Genomic DNA, 19,388 nt, shown 5'->3' on the forward strand with positions numbered 1-19,388 from the left:
TGTCCTCGTTTGTTTGGTATCGATGCTGTCATCAGCGGGGTTGCAGGGGAGAACCGTCCAAGGCGCGCTCTTCGATCAGCTTTCCGCCCAGAATACGCTCCACGGCAGCACGCCCAAAGACCCTCGATTCCTCGATGGTTTCGTCCTCCGGGCTGGGGATATCCTCCGGCGCCAACTCCGGCCGGGCTTGGGTTCGCACGGGCGCCTGCACGCGTCCGGCTTGGGCTTCGGGACTGTTGGTCAAGCGCTGGTACAGGCTCTGACGAGCCGAAGGACCGCTCGACGGTGCGCCCTCCTCAAGCGTCGCGACGGAGCCGCCCGCATGCTGGGTTTCCGTGGCTGTGGTGGGCCACGCAGCAGGCGCCGGGGCGGACGCCTGGACTGGCATGGTGCCGGGCCAACCCGACGCCGGAGCGACGTCCCAGCCCGACGATCCGTTTTGCCCGCCGCTGGTCGGGTGGCCGTAGCTCGGGGCTGCCGCCTCCGCCGGTGTTTCAAGGGCTGTGCCGCCGTTCGCCGGGACCTGCGCGGCCGCCGGTTCGTAGTCGCGGACCTTCGACACGTCAGTATCAGCCTCGATGGGAGTCTGTTGCTTGGCACCCACATTGGATTCGGTGCCCACCACCCATGTACCCGGCGCTTGTTCCACTGCCCTGGACCAAGGGTCGACGGAACCCACCGTTTCTGAGGATTTACCAGCTGTGTTGGCGGCCGATCGAGGGGCTTCCTGCGCAGGTGTTGGCTGCGATGGCGCTGACGGAATCCCCCGTGCAGGGGAAGCTGGTGCCTGCGAAGCAGGTGTCGGTGACGCCGGTGCCGGAGGGGTGTCCGGACCGGAAAAGGCGCGGGACGGTTCCCAATCCATCGGAGGTTCTTCGTCCAACGGCGGCGCATCTTCGTCGAGGGGAGGCCCCCAATCATCGTCGGCGTAGGAGTAGTCCCCAGCCGGCGCCGTGGGTTCTGCGGGAGCCGTTGGCGCCGTGGGTTCGGGTGGAGCCGCCGACGCCGTCGGTTCTGCGGGAGCCGGGGCATCCGCAATTGGCGCTGCTGCCTCCGGCCTGGCCGGAGCCGGCGCCGCTGCCACGGGGGCAGCCGGTGCCAAGCCCCAGGCAGAGTCGACCGATGAAACAGCGCTAGGCACGTGCGCTGGCACCCGTTCCTGGGCTGGCACTGGTACCTGGACTGCTACTGGATCCGGGGCCGCCGACGGCGATGCGGCGCCAGGCGGCGCCGGAACCTCCCGGCTAGTAGGTGCTTTTGGGTTTGGCTCAGAGCTCGCTGAGCTGTTGCCGCCAGCCACTGCGACGATCTGGCAGTCGATGCCGATGGTCTTGTGGATTGCCTGGCGAAGGTTCTCGGAGTGATCCGCGCGCCCAAAGGCCCCAGCGAGGCCCGCGGTGGTGAAGGCGAGTGTTAGCACCTGGCCATCGAACTGGGCCACCTGGGCATTCGGTTCCACCAAGGCCCACGTGCTGCGCTTGATCTTGGTCAGCGTCTGCAGGACCTCCGGCCACGCGCGACGGAGGGCTTCGACGTCTCCGCCAGCGGCAGGAGCCGGCTGTGATGTCGGGGCCGGTTGGGAACCGGGTGCGGTCTGCGGGGCGGGTGCACTTTGCGGAGCCGGTTGTACGGCGGGAGGGGCCGTGGCAGCGGCTGGCTTCGTCGAGGGAGCATTCTGGACGGGACGCTGTGTAGGCGTCGGCTCGTCCACCGGCCAGTCGTTCGTTGAGACGCGCGGAGCGGAGAGTGGCTCCCGCGACACAGGTGTTGACGACGTTTCCTGCGCAGGCGCAGGTGCGGGTGCCTGAACTGGTGCGGCAACGGGCGCCTGTGGAGGGGCAGCCTGGGCCCCTGACGCAGCCGCCGATGAAGAAGCCGTGGCGGAAGGCGCGCCAGAAGCGGCAGCCGGGATCCCGGCGTCGCCGGCGTAATTCAGGCGACGCTCCACGCGATCGATCCGGGCTGCAATGCCGCGTTCTGTCTGCTCGGAGCTGGGCAGCAGGATGCGCGCACAGAGAAGTTCCAAGTGCAGCCGCGGGGAGGTGGCTCCGGTCATTTCCGTGAGCGCTGTGTTGGTGACATCCGCCGCGCGGGAGAGCTCCGCGGCACCCAGGTTGGTAGCTTGGTTGCGCATCCGGGCAATCTGGTCCTCGGGCACGCCGCGGAGGATGGCCTGTGCGCTTTCGGGCATTGCCTGGACGATGATGAGGTCCCGGAAGCGTTCCAGGAGGTCTTCCACGAAGCGCCGGGGATCGTGCCCGGTCTGGATGACGCGGTCGACGGCGCGGAAGACCGTTGAGGCATCAGCGGCTGCGACGGCGTCCACGACGTCGTCCAGCAAGGAAGCGTGCGTGTAGCCGAGAAGCGCAACGGCGAGTTCGTAGTCCAGGCCGTTGGGTCCGGCGCCCGCCATGAGCTGGTCCAGCACGGACAAGGTATCGCGGACGGAACCGCCGCCGGCACGGATGACGAGCGAAAGCACGCCTGGAGCCACGGGAACGTTCTCCTGGTGGCACAGCAGCTCAAGGTACTTGATGAGAGGCTCGGGCGGCACCAGCCGGAAGGGGTAGTGGTGCGTGCGGGAACGGATGGTGCCGATGACTTTATCCGGCTCCGTAGTGGCAAAGATGAACTTGATGTGTTCCGGCGGCTCTTCGACGATCTTCAGGAGCGCATTGAAGCCAGCCGACGTGACCATGTGGGCTTCGTCGATGATGAAGATCTTGTAGCGGTCCCGCACCGGGGCGAACGTTGCGCGCTCGCGGAGATCTCGGGCGTCGTCCACGCCACCATGGCTGGCGGCGTCGATCTCGATGACGTCCAGTGAGCCGGAGCCGCCGCGCGCGAGCTCGATACAACTGGGGCACTTGCCGCAAGGCGTGTCAGTGGGGCCTTCGGCGCAGTTCAGGCAGCGTGCAAGGATGCGCGCGGACGTGGTCTTGCCGCAGCCGCGGGGGCCGGAGAAGAGGTAGGCGTGGTTCACGCGGTTCTTCCGCAGGGCCGTCATCAGGGGCTCGGTGACGTGTTCCTGCCCGATAACGTCCGCGAAAGAGTCCGGGCGATACCTTCGATACAGGGCAGTTGTAACAGTCACAAGTGAAACCTACCTATAGGGACTGACATTTTAAATAAGAGACCCCTCATGCACCCGCCAGAGCCCATCTACCCTTGCTACCTTCCGGTCCTGGGGGAGTTCAACAGGATGACGCCACATGAGGGGCCGTCGACAAGCTTACCTGAACTTGGTTATTGGTTCGAATCGGCGCAGGGGGCTGTGGAAAACGCTCGACGGCGGGTGGCTCCCGCCCGATTCCGGCGGGAGTTAAGGCAGGTAGTCAGGCGCGTCCTCCAGCCCGAAATATCGCTCCAGCGTGGTAATTCCCTTGGATTTCATGTCTGTGGCGATCGCCACGCCGACGAACCGCAGATGCCACGGCTCATATTCATAGCCTGTGATGTCCTGCGCCCCGGCCGGGTACCTGATGATGAACCCGTATTTCCAGCCGTCCGTGGCCGCGAAACGACCCACCGGTGTATCGGCGAAGCAAGCTTGCAGAGCACATATGCCGCTGGCGTTTCCGATGTCCATGGCCAGGCCGGTCTGGTGTTCGCTGTAGCCGGCGCGTGCAGCCAAGGTATCTGCGGTCTCCTGGCCGTATTGCGCGACGTAGTCGGCATAGAGACTCTGTTGTTGCGAGTAAGAGCGGTATCCGCTGGTGGCCCGGATGTTGACCCCTGACGCTTTGGCTGCCTTCACGAACGAGTTGTATGCGGTTGCAGCCTCCGGGCGCAGCCGTTCAGTTGAAACCCGCGTAAGTGACGACGGGACATAGCTCGGCGGATTCAGCATCCGGTGTTTGTTAACCACAACCTGCAGACTGTTGGCCGAGTCGATGTCGTATTGGACCGCGACGGCAGCCTGCGGGGACAGGAGCCCCAAGGACAGCAGTGTCGCAGCGATCCCCAACCAGAATTGACGCAGCTTCATGTGGTCCTCCAAGTCATGTGCGTCCGGTCAAGTGTGTCCAGCGATGGGGTGACTGTACTCCCGGTCCGGAGGTCCGACAATCTTGACTTTCAAGTCCTGTCAGCTCTTCAATCCAAGGACGGTTCTTCAGTCCAAAAGTGGTTCCCCGGGATTTAAGAATGGTCCGCTGCGGCGCCGGACATCGAAGACTTCCCACGCCTGGGGTATCAGATCGAACGCTACGTCGCACATGCGCCGGAGTTGTTCCATTCCTTCGGCCTGGAACGCATCGTCTTCGGCGAGGCTGCTTGCGACGTCGTAACCGCTTCTTTCGGCGGTTGTCCACTCCAGCCCGTGGGAGTAGCCGCTACAGAACTGCCAGGCATAGATCAGCCCGGGAGGCAGGCTGCTGCTCGAACGCAACTCCTTGAGGATCGCTGTCTCCGTACGGTTCTTGGTGGCATACCCCCAGCTTCCATCGCCTTTCCGCCGAAACATTGGGGGCAGCCGCAAGGCTTCAGCCGATGAGTTCAGCGCCCGGCGGAGGCCGTCAAAGTAATCCGCCGCGACCTCGTGCCGTTCCGGATGGAACTCCCGAAGGTAGGAGTCCCAGAACGCGGCGGCGTTGAACACTTCCCGGGACACGAGTACCAGGCCCCGCCGCGCGCGTTCATCGGAGCTTTCCGGCAGAAGCGCCCACAGCACTGTGGCAGTGCACTCCATGATGGTGCGTACCAATGCGTACGGTGCATGGGTCTGGGTGCGGAAATAGATGTTTCCGTCGGGCGCCTCGATGAACAAGAGGCGGCGGAGCGCCTGCAGATTATCCATGGCGGCCACGAGGGACTGGGTCAGCAGGTGGCTGACGCTGCGGGAGGAACTGAAAAGGTCATCCAACTGGTGAAGGGGCGAACCGTTCTCGACGCCGCCAACGTCCATTCTTCGATCGCAGAGCGGCTCCAAGGCCTGGAGGCGTTCAAAGATTCTTTCCGCGGCCCGGCTTTCTTCGTCTGACCCGTCCAGCGAACCGGCAGAGTCGGGAGGTATTTGCCTATCGTCCACGGAGCGATCCTAGCTCTCCGGCAGATGCGGCGGGGAAGGTCGCCACCCGTTCACGGGCCACGTCATGAAAGCCGGCTCCTCGTAGGGGTGGGCCGCTCGCAGAGCCAGCACGACGGCGTCGAGCACGTCCTCCTCAACCACGCACTCAACCCGCGTTTCCGGCACTTGCTCGCTGGTTCCGACGTCGCCGATGAACGGCTGGGCGCCCGGCAGGGGAGTGAAATGGCCAGTGCCCGGCGAGGTGAACGAGCAATGCGAGTAGTCGCCGATCCGTCCTGCACCAGCGTCCCCGATTGCCTTCAGGACGGCGGGAGTGTGGGTCTCGGGAACGTAAACAACTAGGGCGTGGAGCTGCGTCATGGGAACATCCTGTCAGTAACAACGGCTACAAAGCGGCCCACACCATTGCATATCTGCGGGTCACAGCGGACCATGGGTATGTACACCGATTGGGGCAATCTCAAGATTGTGAGCTGCGGGGCCTGGGGGCGAGGGGCCGGACCCGGCAGCTCAACGGTGATACCGCAAGAATGGGCGCGTTGGGGGCGTCCATTTTTCCGTTAAGGCGAACAATGCTTTTTGGACGTGCGGCGAGGGCGAAATCGTCCGATTACACGATGCCGAAATTCTCAGGTACAGTAGTATCTGCTTTCGATTCGGAAGCAAGGAGAATTCGCCTAGCGGCCTATGGCGCACGCCTGGAACGCGTGTTGGGTTAACGCCCTCGGGGGTTCAAATCCCCCATTCTCCGCGTTTGGCCCCGGTCCCCAGGACCGGGGCCTTTTGCGTTCCCGGAATCCGGCCCTCCTGGGAGTGGGCTGCGCTACTGTTGCCCAGCGGCCACCCGCTCCAGTACTTCGCGGCATGCAAGAATCGCGGGATGGATCCGCCCGGCCGTCCTGGTGGACGTGAAGACGGTCCGCTGTGGCAGGCCAGGGAGGTCCAGTAGTTGGACGGGGCGGGTCCGACCTGTCCAGACGAGGTCCGGCATGAGGGCAACGGCGTTTCCCGATTCAATGAGGCGGATCTGCGCTTGGAGGTCGGCCGTTTCGTATCGGACGTCCGGTTCGAAGCCGGCGGACCGGCAGGCCTGTTCGGCCCAGTGCCGGGAGGCGGCGCCGCGGGGCTCCATGACCCAGGGCATGTCAGCGGTGTCGGCCAGTGAGGTCACACGTTCCCCGCCCAGTCCTACCGGGGGAGTGGCCAGCCGGATGGCGTCGCTGGTCAGCGTTGCCCGGTCCAGCCCAGGATGATGGGGCGCGGCGTGTCCGGGATATTGCTCCGCGACCACGATGTCGAAGTCGCGCGCCCAGGTTTCATAGAGGGCCGTCTCGGGTTCGCGCTGGGTCATTTCGACGCGCACTTCCGGATACTCCTGGCGCATGATGCTGAGGAAGTCAGGCAGCAACGCGAGTGCAGCCGACTGGAACACGGCCAGCCGGACGGTTCCCGTGACTGTGGACAGGGAGGCCGCGAGCTCGGTTTCCGCCCGTTCCAGTGTCTCCAGGAGGGCGGCGGTGTGGGCAACCAGGATCTCCGCCTGAGGTGTCAGCTGCACCCGGCGGCCGGCCTTGCGGAGCAGTTCGACGCCCGCTTCCTTCTCCAGCAGGGTCAGTTGCTGGGACACGGAAGAGGGACTGTACTGCATGGCATCGGCCACCTCGGCGAGCGTTCCGCGGATCTTCAATTCGTGCAGCAAACGCAGCCTGCGGACGTCCAGCAAGGCGGCCTCCAAAGGATCGGAATGGGTAATGAATATTCGTCAGAAAAGATCGCTTTTCCTAACGTGATTGTAGATCCATACTGATGGAAACAAACAAACTTCTCCGTCCCAGAAGGAGCCCCAATGACCAGCACCCTCCCGGTTGCCGCCGCCCCGCGCATCCAGGATTCCGGGCAGTTCGATGCTTTGGCACAGGAAGCCATCGCGTTGGTCCGCCACTGGCTGACCGAAGCCAGCAAGATTCCCGTGGATGTGTCCGCCCAGCGCCTCGCCGGCGTCCTGAAGGATCCGAATGGCCTTGACTTCACGGTCGGATTCGTCGACGGCGTCATCCGCCCCGAGGACCTGTCCGTCGCCGCCCGGAAACTCGCCGAGCTGGCTCCCAAGGTTCCTGCGTTCCTTCCCTGGTACATGCGCAGTGCGGTCCGTGTGGGCGGCGTCATGGCTCCGATCATGCCCCAGGTGGTCATTCCGATCGCGCGCCGGGTGCTCCGTGAAATGGTGGGCCACCTGATCGTCGATGCCACGGATGCCAAGCTCGGTCCGGCCATCGCGAAGATCCGCCAGGACGGCGTGCACCTGAACGTGAACCTGTTGGGTGAGGCAGTCCTGGGTGAGCACGAAGCGCAGCGCCGCCTGGAAGGCACGCTGAAGCTCCTGGCCCGCGACGACGTTGACTACGTCTCGATCAAGGAATCTTCCACCGTGGCACCGCACTCCCCATGGGCCTTCGACGAAGCCGTCGATCACGTGGTGGAGAAGCTCACCCCGCTCTACCGCCTCGCAGCGTCCTTCCCCAAGCCCAAGTTCATCAACCTGGACATGGAGGAATACAAGGACCTCAGCATGACCATCGCGGTGTTCAAGCGCATCCTGGACATGCCGGAGTTCAAGAACCTCGAGGCCGGCATCGTCCTGCAGGCCTACCTCCCTGACGCCCTCGGTGCCATGCAGGAACTACAGGAATGGGCCGCTGCACGCCGCGCCCAGGGCGGCGCGCCCATCAAGGTCCGCGTGGTCAAGGGTGCCAACCTTCCCATGGAGCAGGTAGAAGCTTCCCTGCACGATTGGCCGCTGGCCACCTGGGGCAGCAAGCAGGACTCGGACACCAGCTACAAGAACGTCATCAACTACGCCCTCACACCGGAGCACATCGACGCCGTCCGGATTGGCGTCGCGGGACACAACCTCTTCGACGTCGCGTTTGCCTGGCTGCTGGCCAAGCAGCGTGGCGTCACCGAAGGCATCGAGTTCGAAATGCTCCTGGGCATGGCAACGGGCCAGGCCACGGCCGTCCGCAAGGACGTCGGCAGCCTCCTGCTGTACACACCGGTGGTCCACCCTGGCGAGTTCGACGTCGCCATCGCCTACCTGATCCGCCGCCTCGAAGAGGGCGCCAGCCAGGAAAACTTCATGTCCGCGGTCTTCGAACTCAGCGAGAATGAGGCTTTGTTCAAGCGCGAGCAGCAGCGCTTCCTGAACTCCCTGGCCAACATGAAGGACGAGGTCCCGGGCCCCAACCGCAAGCAGGACCGCCGCTTGCCAGCCGAGCCTGCCCCGCTGGAGGGCTTCCGCAACACTCCGGATACGGACCCGGCACTTCCGGCAAACCGCGCCTGGGGCCGTGACATCCTCAAGCGCATCCCCGGCTCCACCGCGGGCAACAAGATCGTCGAATCCACCAAGGTTTCCGCCGCCGCCGAACTGGACCGCATCATCGCCACCGCCGTGGAGGCCGGCAAGGCCTGGGGTGCCCGGCCCGCTGCCGAGCGGGCAGCGATCCTGCACCGCGCCGGCGACGTCCTTGAAGCCCGCCGCGCAGAGTTGCTGGAGGTCATGGCTTCAGAAACCGGCAAGACCATTGACCAAGGCGACCCCGAGGTCAGCGAAGCGATCGACTTCGCGCACTACTACGCCGAGCGCGCCAAGGACCTGGAAAAGGTCGACGGCGCCACGTTCGTCCCAGCGAACCTGACCGTAGTGACACCGCCGTGGAACTTCCCGGTGGCGATCCCCGCAGGCTCGACGCTCGCGGCACTCGCCTCAGGTTCCGCCGTCGTGATCAAGCCGGCAAAGCAGGCCCGCCGCTCCGGTTCGGTCATGGTGGACGCGCTCTGGGAAGCCGGCGTGCCGCGCGAAGTGCTGGCACTGGTCCAGCTTGAAGAGCGTGAACTCGGCACCCAGCTGGTCTCGCACCCGAGCGTGGACCGCGTCATCCTCACCGGCGGCTACGAAACCGCTGAGCTGTTCCGCTCCTTCCGCCAGGACCTGCCACTGCTCGCGGAAACGTCCGGCAAGAACGCCATCATCGTCACCCCGAGCGCTGACCTGGACCTCGCAGCCAAGGATGTCGTGTACTCGGCCTTCGGCCACGCCGGCCAGAAGTGCTCCGCCGCGTCCCTGGTGATCCTGGTTGGCTCCGTGGCCAAGTCCAAGCGGTTCCACAACCAGCTCATCGACGCCGCCCGCTCCCTGACCGTCGGCTACCCGGAAAATGCCACCTCGCAGATGGGGCCGATCATCGAGCCGGCCAACGGCAAGCTCCTGAACGCCCTGACCACCCTGGGTGACGGCGAAACCTGGGCCATCAAGCCTGAGCCCCTGGACGAAACCGGTCGGCTCTGGTCCCCGGGCATCCGCTCTGGCGTCAAGCGTGGCTCGTACTTCCACCTCACCGAGTTCTTCGGCCCGGTCCTTGGCGTGATGACCGCGGAGACCCTTGAGGAAGCCATCGCCATCCAGAACGAGATCGAGTACGGCCTCACGGCTGGCCTGCACTCCCTGGACTCCGCTGAAATGGGCGTCTGGCTGGACACCATCCAGGCCGGAAACCTCTACGTCAACCGTGGTATCACCGGTGCGATCGTCCAGCGCCAGCCGTTCGGCGGCTGGAAGAAGTCGGCCGTTGGCGCCGGAACCAAGGCCGGCGGACCGAACTACCTCATCGGCCTGGGCAGTTGGCTCCCCGCCGAAGCCACGGCAAAGCGCGGCACCGTGCTCCAGGGGGCAGCCGCCCAGATCCTCACGGCTGCCAAGTCCGCTGACGTCACTGCCGAGGAACTCCACACCCTTCAGCAGGCACTCTTCAGCGACGCCGCCGCCTGGGAATCCGAGTTCGGCACCCGCAAGGATGTCTCCGCCCTCTCCGCGGAGCGCAACGTGTTCCGCTACCATCCGATCCCGGTCACGGTCCGCCTGTCCGAAGGCGAGCGGCTCGCGGAACTGCTCCGCGTAGTAGCAGCCGGCGCAGTGGCGGGATCGACCCTCAAGGTGAGCTCCGCCGTCGTACTTCCCGACGCTGTGGTGAATGTGTTCGCGAACCTGGGCGTCAGCGTCCGGGTCGAGGACGACGCCGCGTGGCTGGCCCGTGCGGCAAAGTTCGACGCCGGCCGCATCCGCCTGATCGGTGGCGACTTCGCCGCGCTGAGCGCAGCCATGGGTGGCCGCCCGGACGTGGCCGTCTACCACGGTGCAGTGACCCAGGCCGGCCGCATCGAGATGCTCCCGTTCCTGCGCGAGCAGGCCGTGTCCATCACCGCGCACCGCTTCGGCACCCCGAACCACCTCTCGGACCACCTGATCTAATCCGACCAAGACACGCCGGAGTTGCATAAACAGCCAGGCAGGACGTCCTTAACGACGTCCTGCCTGGCTGTCTTCGTTGCTCCTTAGGATTCCAGGACCAGCAACTGGGCCTTGTCCGGCTCCCAGCCAACCCAAAGACTGTCCGTTGCCGACCGCGTGCCGGACTCCGGGCTCATCTCCCGCAGCATCAATTCATGGCCTCCAGCAGTGAGCCGATGACGGACGGTGGCGCCAAGATTGGTGGACGATGTAATAACAGCTCCGCAGCCCCCATCCACAGGCGGCGTTGAACTGAGCTTCAGGTGTTCCGGGCGGATCGATACTGCGTAGTCCGCACCCATAGCGCCCTGGTCCCTCACGCGTGCGATTCCCAAACCACCCAAATCCACGGTGGCCTCCTTGCCGTTGCGCTCCAGTACTGTGCACGGAATCAGGTTGGTGTCGCCAAGGAAGCCGGCAACCCAGTCGGTAAGGGGGTGGTTGTAGACCTCGTCCGGCGGTCCCGATTGGACAATCCGGCCGTCTTTCATCACCACGATCCTGTCCGACATTGCCATTGCTTCTTCCTGGTCGTGGGTAACGAACAGTACGGAGATGCCCAGGCTCTTCTGAAGGGTTTTGATCTCCTCCTGCATCTGTTCGCGGAGCCGCTTGTCCAGCGCTGCCATGGGCTCATCCAGGAGAAGTGCCGCGGGGTTGAATACCAGGGCCCGGGCGAGCGCAACGCGCTGCTGCTGGCCTCCGGACAGCTGCCGTGGCTTGCGGTCACCCAAGGCGCCAAGCCCCACACGCTTGAGTGCTTCGTTGGCCCGCTGGCGCCGTTCCGACGCCGGCACCTTTCTCATGCGGAGCGCGAATTCCACGTTTTCGAGGGCGGTCATGTGCGGGAAGAGGGCGTAATTCTGGAAAACGACGCCCAGGTTCCGGTCCCTTGGAGGGAGCGTGTCTACGGGCTGCCCGTCAATCATGACGGAGCCGGAGGTATGTTCTTCGAACCCGGCCACCATCATCATGGTGGTGGTTTTGCCCGATCCGCTGGGCCCGAGGAGGGTGACAAATTCGCCGGGCTGGACTGTCAGGTCCAACTGGTCGACGGCGACAAACCCACCATAGCTTTTGCGGACCTGCCTGAGCTCAAGAAGTCCCTTCGTTTGCGAAGCTGCGTCTGGAGGGGTGGCGGTGGAAGTCATTGATGCGGTCATCATTGTTCCTTTACGTTTGGGCGGACACTGCCAGGGGCACCATCCGGGAGATCGATCGGCGCTTGAGGACGAACATGACCTGCAGGAGCAGCCCGATGGTCGCAACTGTTACCAACAGCGCGGAGGAGACGGCGATCTTGGGGGTCAGGTTGAACTGGATGTCGGTGAACATCTTCACCGGCAAGGTGGTGGCGCTGGGGGACTGCATGAACAGCGACATCACGGTTTCATCGATCGATACCGAGAAGGCGAATAGTGCTCCTGAGACCAGGCCCGGGAGGATAACGGGGAGGTACACATGCCGGAACACGGACAGCGTCCCCGCGCCCAGGCTTTGGGCCGACCGCACCAGGGCAGGGTTGAGCCCGGCAAGGCTGGCACGCGTTGTGAGGTACACGTAGGGCGTGGCGATGACGGCGTGCGCCAGGCCGATGGGAATGATGCTGCCCACCATGCCAACCGAGATGAAGAACTGGTAGAAGGCAAGGGCAAGCACCACGGTGGGCACGATCATGGGGGCCAGTATCAGTCCCATCACAGCCGATTTCCCGGGAAACGTGCGGCCATGAAGGGCGATGGCCGCCGTAGAACCAATAGCTACACCGATCACCACGGCAATACCCGCTGACTGGAGGCTGGCGGCCAATGCCGACGTCCATGCGGTGTCGGCGAAGAAGCCGGCCACAGCAGCGAAGGACAAACCTTCGGGTGGGAACGTGATGTAGCGGCTGTCATTGAGCGCCACGGGAACCACGATGAGGGTCGGAATCACCAGGAACAGGAAGACCGGCAAAGAAAGCAGGGGTATCAAACGGTGTTGTGGATTAGTTGTCTTCATGGTGCCCTCCGGCCTTGAGGACCCGCTGGTAGACCGCCACGAGGATACTGACCAAAGCTGTGAGGATCACGGCCAGGGCTGCGGCGCCTGGGAAGTCGGTCAACTGCCGGGCGTAGTAGTCGATCTGGTTGGCGATCATCATGTCGCCTGGCCCACCCATGACCACGGGTGTGATGAAGAAGCCTGTGCTCATGATGAAGACCAGGAGGCCGGCTGCCGAGACGCCCGGAGTGCTAAGCGGAAGGGTGATGTGACGGAACACGGATCCTTCCCTGGCGCCGAGCGACCGCGCCGCCAATCCAAGGCGGTCGTCGATGGACATCAGTGAAGAAAAGATCGGAAAGACCGCGTAGGGCAGCAGGCAGTGAACCATGCCGACGATCACCGCGAATCGGTTATGGAGCAACTCGATCGGTGCGTCCGTCAGGCCAATGCCTTGCAGGAAGGCATTGATGATGCCGTTGTCCTGCAGGAGCACCGCCCACGCGAAGTTCTTCACCAGGATGCCGGTCCAGAAGGGCAACAAGACGACGGCGAAGAGGACTACCCGCAGGATGTTCCCGGAACGCCAGAGGACAAGGGCAATGACATAGCCAAGTCCAACGGTCACCAGGGTGGATGCCAGGCTGATGGTAAGCGTGTTCGCCAGCGAACGCAGTACCAGGGGATCCTCAAGTACCCGCTGATAGGCGTTACCGGAAAAGCTTGAGCCAACCAGCTTCCCGAGCGGGGTGAGGAACAGTACGACGTCGAATGCAAGAACAGGTGCCAGCAGCAGCCACCATCCGCTCCTTCTCCGGCGCGGCTTCGCTTCATCCGGCGTCGGAGTCCCGCGGCCTTTCGCCTGGATTCTTTGAGAAGTTATGGCGCTCATGTCAGCTGGCCTGCCACAGCTTGAACTGCTGCTCGGTCTTCTTCAGGTTCTGGGACCACCACTTGTCATCCCGGATGAGGATCTTGTCCGCAAGCAGTGGACTGGTGGGAAGTGTGTCCGCCACTTCCTTGGGCAGCTTGGACAGCGCAGGCGTGTTCGCCAGGGTCAAGTTGGTAACCGTGTCGAAGGCAGCTCCGGCTTCGGCGTCGTTGGACATGAAGTTCATGAGTTTGAAAGCGGCTTCCTTGTTCTTTGCGCCCTTGGGGACCACAAAATAGTCGCCGGCCAGCACCGCGTTCTCGGCGGAGAAGTTCAGCTTGGCCCCGTCCTTGCGCGCAGCGTTGACCCGGTTGTTGAAGCTCGTTGACAGTGCGACTTCTCCTGACGTGAGCTGCTGGATGGGTTCCTGGTTGGCCGAGTGATAAAGAAGACGATCTTTTCCGGGATGGTGGCCCAAGACCCGCAGAGCCCGGTCAACGTCAAGGGGGTAGATCTTGTCGAACGGCACGCCGTCAGCCAGCAGGGCGGCTTCCAGCACGGAGCTGTCGGATAGCTGGTTATAGACGGAGCGCTTGCCGTTGTACTTGTCCTGGTCGAAGAATTGCGCCCAATCCTTGGGCGCCTGCGCATCCGGAATGGCGTTCTGGTCCCATGCCATGACGAAAAGGAAGCTCAGGTACTTGATGCCATACTCCGCCTTGGCGTAGCCGGGAAGACCCTTGTCGCTGATGATGTCGTAGTCGAACTTTTCCAGCAGTCCTTCGGCAACGGCCGTTTCATACTCCGGTGCTGTGATTTCCACCAGGTCCCACTGCACATCGCCGGACTGCACCTGCGCTTTGAGGGAAGCCAGGCTCGTGTTGGCCAAGAGAGTCGGTTGGATACCTGTCTGTTTCGAAAAGGGATCCAGGATGGTCTGCGTGAACTGGTCGTTGTAGGAACCACCGTAGGAAGTGACCGTGACGGTCTTGTTGGCGGCGGCACTTTCGGCTGGCTTGGAACTGCACCCGGATAGTGCCAGTCCGGCAAACGGCGTCAGTGCCGCTGCCTTGAGGATCTGCCTGCGGTCAAAAACGTGGGAACGGAAATCTGTCATGGCTCGCATTGCCTCTCATGTACGCCAACGTCCAGGCTCGCTTCAGGGAGACGGGCCATGGGGGGAGACGGGCGTGTGCTGGGGTTACATCGTGAAGAAGGCTCCCGAAGCTTGGGGGCGGCGGGTTGCGCACGCCCTTCATCAAAGCATTCGAAAGTCAGGTACACCGGCCGTCGTTCGGCCGTTTGGGGTGCCGTAACTGTAACTGTGAGGTTGCTCACTAGTCAACGGTTGTATTGCATTAAGAAACAATCGATCGAAAAAAGAAGCCCGCAGCTGTGTGCGGGCCTCTTTTGGGCTACCTTCGAGGGCGGGTCTCAAACCGCATATCCCAGCCTTTGCAGCCGCCGCCGAGCTGCGAGTTCGCTGGGCCCGTGTGAACCCAGGGCCAGCCGGACCATGGACAGAACAACACGGGCGGCGGTGATGGCAGGCAAGGGGATCGGACCCAAGCGGGCGGGTCGCAGACCCAGCATGTTCCGGTACTTGGGTTCAAGGCTTGCGACGGCGGCAGTGAACAGGATCCGGTAGCCCGGCTGAAGCAACGGGCTCAGGGGCGGGCGGCGTATGAAGGCAATGGTTTCTGCCAGCCGCTCATCCGAGCGCAAGATCCCGGAGCCATACCAGGCTTCCAGTTCCTGGCGCACCTGGGCTTCGGTGACCGGTGGATCTTCCACTCCCATGAGCCGGCCAGCCTGGGCCCATTCGCGGACGTAGGCATCCGGGCCGCCGGGTATCGGGCGGCCCCAGATGCGGTTGGCCCTGAGGAAGGAATCCGCATAGGTGACGTGGACCCAGCGGAGGAGTTCGGGATCATTGGCGGAATAATGGCGGTGGGCGCCAGTTCCGTCCACGTAGCTTCCCTGGACATGTTCGTGGATTTTCCGGACACGGTAGGTTGCTGCCTCAGCGGCTTCTTTGGAGCCATACGTGACGGTGAAGATCCAGCGCACGGTACTGGCCAGCCGCCCCAGCGGATCTTCCTTGAAACCGGAGTGTTCGTAGACACCCGCAAGCGCGCCGGGGTGCAAGGACTGCATCAGCAGGACCCTGATTCCGGCCACGATGGTGGCCATGGAGCCATGCACAGCCCAGACGGCCGAGCCGGGAAGGTGATATCCGGCGTCGTTCCCTTCTGCAAGGCGCGGCACCCACTCAGGTGGGGTTCCGGATGTTCCCGTGAACGTGCGTTGCAGGTCGTATCTGTACTCGGTGAGGTAATTCCTCATGCATCCCATGAGACCGCTCTTCGCGGAACCTGTACAGGGCAATTTGTGTACAGGTCCGGCCCCCATGGCAACACCATGGGGGCCGGAGGGTTCGCGCGGACTAAACGCGGGCGCGGCGCCTTGACGGTGCTGCTGCCACCAGGAGGGCCGCGATGGCGACGGCGGCACTCAGGATCAGGCCCGGACGGTACTGTTCCAGCATGGCTTGGGCGCTGACGGTTCCGGCCGCCTGTCCGTGCCCGCTCACCAAAGCGGTGGTGACTGCCAGGACCAGTGCGGCTCCCACCTGCGTGCTGGTCTGGATCAAACCGGCAGCCAGGCCTTGCTCGGAGTCCTTGATGCCGGTTGTGGCCTGGACGTTGATGGACGGGAAGGCCAGGGCGAAGCCGATGCCCAGCAGGATCACCGAGGGCAGGATGTCCAGGGCGTAGTTGGGCGTGGTGCCCACCCGGAGGAACAGGATGTAGCCCAATCCAAGGGCTGTGAGGCCCGTGAGGATCAGCTGCGTGGCGCCGAATTTCTCGATCAGCCGGTCAGCAAAGGGTGCGCTGGTGGCCACCAGCAGTCCGGCGGGCAGCAGGGCCAAAGCCATGCCCAAAGGCGTCCAACCGAGCACCGACTGCAGGAACATGGTGACGATGAACTGGAAGCTCAGGTAAGAACCGAAAAGCCCCACTGCGCTGAGGTTGGCCCTGGCCACCCAGCCTTCCTTGAGGATGCCGAAGCGGATCAGCGGGTGCTTCACCTTGTTCTCGATCACAGCGAAGGCTGCAAGCACGGCTGCAGAGATTGCGAATCCGGCGATAGTTGCCACAGATCCCCAGCCCTGCTCAGGTGCCGAAACCAACGTGTAGACGAGGCCGAGCATGCCCAGCGCGAGCGTCACCGCACCCCAGATGTCATGCCCGCTGTTTTCAGCAGACGGCTTGTCTTTCGGAATGAACTTCATGCCCAGCAGGACCACGGCGACGGCGATCGGCACGGACACCAGGAACGTCCACCGCCAGCTCAGGCTGGTCATCAGGCCTCCGACCACAAGGCCCAGCGAGAAGCCGCTGGCGCCGAACGTGGTGAAGATGGACAGGGCCTTGTTGCGCTCGCGGCCCTCGGCAAAGTTGGTGGTGATGATGGAGAAACCTGTTGGCGCGGTGAACGCTGCGGCCAGGCCCTTCACGAAGCGCGTAGCGATCAGGATTGCGGGATCGTCCACCAGGCCACCCAGCAGTGAGGCTGCGGCGAACACCGCCAGAGCGATGAGGAATATACGACGACGGCCCAACAGGTCCGCGAGCCGGCCGCCCAGGAGCAGGAGGCTTCCGTACCCCAGGACGTAGGCGGACACGATCCACTGGAGCGAATCGGTTCCGAGGTTGAGTTCCTGTCCGATCGAAGGCAGGGCCACGCCAACCATGGAAACATCCAGCCCGTCCAGGGCGAGGACGGTGCACACAACCATCAGCAGGAGCCACTGGGCGCGCGTCCAACGGACGGCTGAAAGCACGGGTTCGGCGGATCTTTGAAGGGTGGTGGGTGATGTCATGCATCCAAGCTATATGACGCGTCATTGAATGACAAGGAATATGACGCGGAATATTATGACGTGGATTCTAAAGGCGGGATGGACTAGAATCAGGGCATGGCAACGACGCGTGATCGCCAGCTTGTTGAGCAGTGGCGCAGCATTCAGGACTCCTACTTCCGTACCGCAGGAGCCATTGACCGCGCCCTGGAAGCCAAGTTCGACATCGGCCTGAATGAATTCGAAATTCTGGACCTCGTCGCCGAAAGCACGGACGCCGCTTGCCGTATGAAGGCCTTGGGGGAGCGCACGCCGATGACCCAAAGCGCTGTGTCCAAGGTGGTGGACAGGCTCGAAAAAGCAGGCCTGGTCTCCCGCCAAACGTGTGCCGATGATCGTCGCTCCCTGTATCTGGAGCTCACAGACGCCGGCCGCGCCCTGCATGAATCTGCTGCGGTGGAACACCGTGCACTGCTCAAGGAAAACCTCGGGTAGGGAGTCATCCCCGAACCTCAAGATCACTTGAGCAAAAACTGAGGAAACCCTGCGCTTTACTAGGGCCGGAAAGCCTTTATTTTCATATTGATTCCCGCAACAATGGTGCTTGCACGCCAGGCTGGGGTTTGGTGCCGCTGGCTTTGGGGAGTGTTCTTGTGGGCAAGCATAGTGAATCTGACCGATACGTAGACTTGGTGCGCACCGACGGTTTTCGTCGAATGCTCATCGCCGGAATCCTGGCAGCCGCAGCCTTTTTCGCTTTTGGTTTCCAACCCCTAAATTCCGTTTCTACCGGCTCTGTGGATGGTTCTGTGGCGCAGGGCGTCGTTGGACCTTTCTCGCTTGGCAGCCTTGTGCCGCCCGAAGCCGAAACCACAGTGATCGACACCATGCCCGAGCCGCCGACCCAAGAGGCCGGCACGCCCATGGTTTACTTCGACCGCGCACTTGTCCGGACCGTGGCCAAGGACGGATCATCCGGCCTGACCGTTGCTTCGTCCGGCTTGTCGCGTCCACCAGCCGGCAGCCTTTACGCGCCGCTTGAAGTCTTGAATCCGAGTTCTCCATACGGCTACCGCTACAGCCCCATCACTGGGCTGCCCGGCGAGTTCCACTGGGGCCAGGATTACGCCGCCGCATGCGGAACGCGCGTCTACGCCGCCGACGCCGGGGTTGTCAGGGCCGTCGGTTGGCACCTTTGGGGTGGCGGCAACCGTGTTGAAATCGAACACGGCAACGGCCTGGTCACAACCTACAACCACCTTCAAGCGATTGGTGTGACGCAGGGCCAGTCCGTGCGCGTTGGAGAAGTCATCGCCGAGGTAGGGACCACCGGATGGTCCACTGGGTGCCACCTGCACTTTGAGACGATCGTGAACGGCCTGCACACCAACCCCAACGGCTGGATCTATCTGCCCCTCCGGCAGATCGATCCGCTGCAGAACATCACCATGGTGAACTACCAGCCTGGAGTTGGAACGGGCGTCTCTGCCTCGCCGCAGTGGGCCGTCCCGGTGTCGGATAGCACCAACCGGGCCGTCATCGGTGGCGACGACGAAGAGGCCGTTGCTCCGCCGGTGACCACACAGCCGAGCACGTCGAGCACTACGCCGCCCGCCACTTCGGGCACTACGCCGCCTGCCACGCAAACGCCACCATCCACGCAGACGCCACCGGCCACCTCGACGCCGACGCAGACTGTCACACCAACTCCCACGGCTACGGCAACGCCTACGGCTACAGCGACGCCAAGTCCGACGGCGACCTCCACACCGACGCCCACGGCTACATCCACAACGCCGACGTCCACCACAACGACGCCCGGCACGACGACTACAGCACCCAGCACGTCGCCTGCGGTCCCCAACACGGCCACCGCACCCGCCGTCGTCGAGCCCGTGGCGCCCGTCGCTTCAGCGGCACCCGCTGATCCGGCTCCCGCTCCGGTAGCCCCTGCGCCGGAACCCGTGGCTGTTGCACCGGCACCCGTAGTGGTTGAGCCAGCGCCTGTGGTTGTCGCACCCGAGCCCGTAGTGGTTGCTCCCGCTCCGGTTGCGGTGACTCAAACCGTGGAGCCCGTGGCTCCCGTTCCGGCGGCTCCTGTTCAGGCGCCCAGCCCTGTGGCTGTGCTTCCATCAACGCCTCCGGCAGTGGTGCTTCCGCCTGGATATATCCTCGTTGGCCCGGACATGGTCCAGCGGCCGGACGGTGTAATCGTGCCGTTGTCTTCGCTCATCCTTCCCACGTCATAAGCCGGCGAGTGTAGGTACCCCTACGTTTCATGGCTTGGGCAGCT

14 protein-coding genes, 1 tRNA gene and 1 other RNA gene are annotated in these 19,388 nt (G+C 63.6%); 4 read left to right on the plus strand and 12 right to left on the minus strand.

From position 1 onward, the window contains the following. Positions 1 to 31 precede the first annotated feature (31 nt). The 5 genes from AC6I99_RS03275 to AC6I99_RS03295 form a co-directional block, all read right to left on the minus strand. Positions 32 to 3,094 carry a DNA polymerase III subunit gamma and tau gene (locus tag AC6I99_RS03275; RefSeq protein WP_497960249.1) on the minus strand — a complete coding sequence of 1,021 codons (3,063 nt, stop codon included), beginning with the start codon at positions 3,092 to 3,094 and terminating at the stop codon, positions 32 to 34. A 34-nt stretch (positions 3,095 to 3,128) separates the two neighbouring features. Continuing rightward, positions 3,129 to 3,225: signal recognition particle sRNA small type (gene ffs, locus AC6I99_RS03280), an RNA gene on the minus strand. Between the two features lie 97 nt (positions 3,226 to 3,322). Then, positions 3,323 to 3,988 (minus strand): M15 family metallopeptidase, encoded by a 666-nt coding sequence (locus AC6I99_RS03285; RefSeq protein ID WP_497946705.1) that lies wholly within the window; start codon positions 3,986 to 3,988, stop codon positions 3,323 to 3,325. A gap of 126 nt (positions 3,989 to 4,114) precedes the next feature. Then, complete coding sequence (locus tag AC6I99_RS03290) at positions 4,115 to 5,029, minus strand: hypothetical protein (protein WP_309930173.1); 915 nt, start codon at positions 5,027 to 5,029, stop codon at positions 4,115 to 4,117. 9 nt (positions 5,030 to 5,038) lie between these two features. Further along, on the minus strand, positions 5,039 to 5,389 hold the full coding sequence (locus tag AC6I99_RS03295; protein ID WP_309930175.1) for a YqfO family protein: 351 nt from the start codon (positions 5,387 to 5,389) through the stop codon (positions 5,039 to 5,041). 306 nt (positions 5,390 to 5,695) lie between these two features. Between AC6I99_RS03295 and AC6I99_RS03300 the strand changes: the two genes are divergently transcribed. Beyond that, a tRNA-Ser gene (locus AC6I99_RS03300) sits at positions 5,696 to 5,780 on the plus strand. Between the two features lie 72 nt (positions 5,781 to 5,852). Here AC6I99_RS03300 and AC6I99_RS03305 read toward each other — a convergent pair. Beyond that, positions 5,853 to 6,752, minus strand: a complete 900-nt coding sequence (locus AC6I99_RS03305) for a LysR substrate-binding domain-containing protein (protein ID WP_497946704.1) — start codon at positions 6,750 to 6,752, stop codon at positions 5,853 to 5,855. 123 nt (positions 6,753 to 6,875) lie between these two features. Here AC6I99_RS03305 and AC6I99_RS03310 point away from each other — a divergent pair, with 123 nt between their 5' ends. Then, the gene (locus tag AC6I99_RS03310) at positions 6,876 to 10,337 is read left to right on the plus strand and encodes a bifunctional proline dehydrogenase/L-glutamate gamma-semialdehyde dehydrogenase (RefSeq protein ID WP_497946703.1); all 3,462 of its coding nucleotides are present in this window, start codon (positions 6,876 to 6,878) and stop codon (positions 10,335 to 10,337) included. Positions 10,338 to 10,420: 83 nt separating this feature from the next. Here AC6I99_RS03310 and AC6I99_RS03315 read toward each other — a convergent pair whose 3' ends face one another. From AC6I99_RS03315 to AC6I99_RS03340, 6 genes are all read right to left on the minus strand, one after another. Then, positions 10,421 to 11,542, minus strand: a complete 1,122-nt coding sequence (locus tag AC6I99_RS03315) for an ABC transporter ATP-binding protein (RefSeq protein WP_497946702.1) — start codon at positions 11,540 to 11,542, stop codon at positions 10,421 to 10,423. A 7-nt stretch (positions 11,543 to 11,549) separates the two neighbouring features. After that, positions 11,550 to 12,377, minus strand: coding sequence for an ABC transporter permease (locus AC6I99_RS03320; protein ID WP_224094166.1), 828 nt, complete (start codon positions 12,375 to 12,377; stop codon positions 11,550 to 11,552). Further along, positions 12,364 to 13,251, minus strand: a complete 888-nt coding sequence (locus AC6I99_RS03325; protein WP_497946701.1) for an ABC transporter permease — start codon at positions 13,249 to 13,251, stop codon at positions 12,364 to 12,366. Before AC6I99_RS03325 ends, AC6I99_RS03320 begins: the two co-directional genes overlap by 14 nt. 1 nt (position 13,252) lies before the next feature. After that, entirely contained in the window at positions 13,253 to 14,347 is a 1,095-nt protein-coding gene (locus AC6I99_RS03330; RefSeq protein WP_224094170.1) for an extracellular solute-binding protein, read from the minus strand. 317 nt (positions 14,348 to 14,664) lie between these two features. Then, the gene (locus tag AC6I99_RS03335) at positions 14,665 to 15,576 is read right to left on the minus strand and encodes an oxygenase MpaB family protein (protein WP_497946700.1); all 912 of its coding nucleotides are present in this window, start codon (positions 15,574 to 15,576) and stop codon (positions 14,665 to 14,667) included. 100 nt (positions 15,577 to 15,676) lie between these two features. Next, complete coding sequence (locus AC6I99_RS03340) at positions 15,677 to 17,116, minus strand: MFS transporter (protein ID WP_497946699.1); 1,440 nt, start codon at positions 17,114 to 17,116, stop codon at positions 15,677 to 15,679. 96 nt (positions 17,117 to 17,212) lie between these two features. Between AC6I99_RS03340 and AC6I99_RS03345 the strand changes: the two genes are divergently transcribed. Next, positions 17,213 to 17,590: a MarR family winged helix-turn-helix transcriptional regulator gene (locus AC6I99_RS03345; RefSeq protein ID WP_224094175.1), complete on the plus strand. Its 378-nt coding sequence runs from the start codon at positions 17,213 to 17,215 to the stop codon at positions 17,588 to 17,590. A gap of 197 nt (positions 17,591 to 17,787) precedes the next feature. Then, the gene (locus AC6I99_RS03350; protein ID WP_497946698.1) at positions 17,788 to 19,344 is read left to right on the plus strand and encodes a M23 family metallopeptidase; all 1,557 of its coding nucleotides are present in this window, start codon (positions 17,788 to 17,790) and stop codon (positions 19,342 to 19,344) included. The last annotated feature ends 44 nt before the right edge of the window (positions 19,345 to 19,388 follow it).

The organism is Arthrobacter sp. TmtSoilC77 (assembly GCF_059739415.1).

Coding starts and splice junctions, on each gene's coding strand:
- AC6I99_RS03325 (WP_497946701.1), bottom strand. CDS start 13,251: ATGAGCGCCATAACTTCTCAAAGAATCCAGGCGAAAGGCCGCGGGACT.
- AC6I99_RS03285 (WP_497946705.1), bottom strand. CDS start 3,988: ATGAAGCTGCGTCAATTCTGGTTGGGGATCGCTGCGACACTGCTGTCC.
- AC6I99_RS03320 (WP_224094166.1), bottom strand. CDS start 12,377: ATGAAGACAACTAATCCACAACACCGTTTGATACCCCTGCTTTCTTTG.
- AC6I99_RS03335 (WP_497946700.1), bottom strand. CDS start 15,576: ATGAGGAATTACCTCACCGAGTACAGATACGACCTGCAACGCACGTTC.
- AC6I99_RS03315 (WP_497946702.1), bottom strand. CDS start 11,542: ATGATGACCGCATCAATGACTTCCACCGCCACCCCTCCAGACGCAGCT.
- AC6I99_RS03340 (WP_497946699.1), bottom strand. CDS start 17,116: ATGACATCACCCACCACCCTTCAAAGATCCGCCGAACCCGTGCTTTCA.
- AC6I99_RS03295 (WP_309930175.1), bottom strand. CDS start 5,389: ATGACGCAGCTCCACGCCCTAGTTGTTTACGTTCCCGAGACCCACACT.
- AC6I99_RS03345 (WP_224094175.1), top strand. CDS start 17,213: ATGGCAACGACGCGTGATCGCCAGCTTGTTGAGCAGTGGCGCAGCATT.
- AC6I99_RS03330 (WP_224094170.1), bottom strand. CDS start 14,347: ATGACAGATTTCCGTTCCCACGTTTTTGACCGCAGGCAGATCCTCAAG.
- AC6I99_RS03310 (WP_497946703.1), top strand. CDS start 6,876: ATGACCAGCACCCTCCCGGTTGCCGCCGCCCCGCGCATCCAGGATTCC.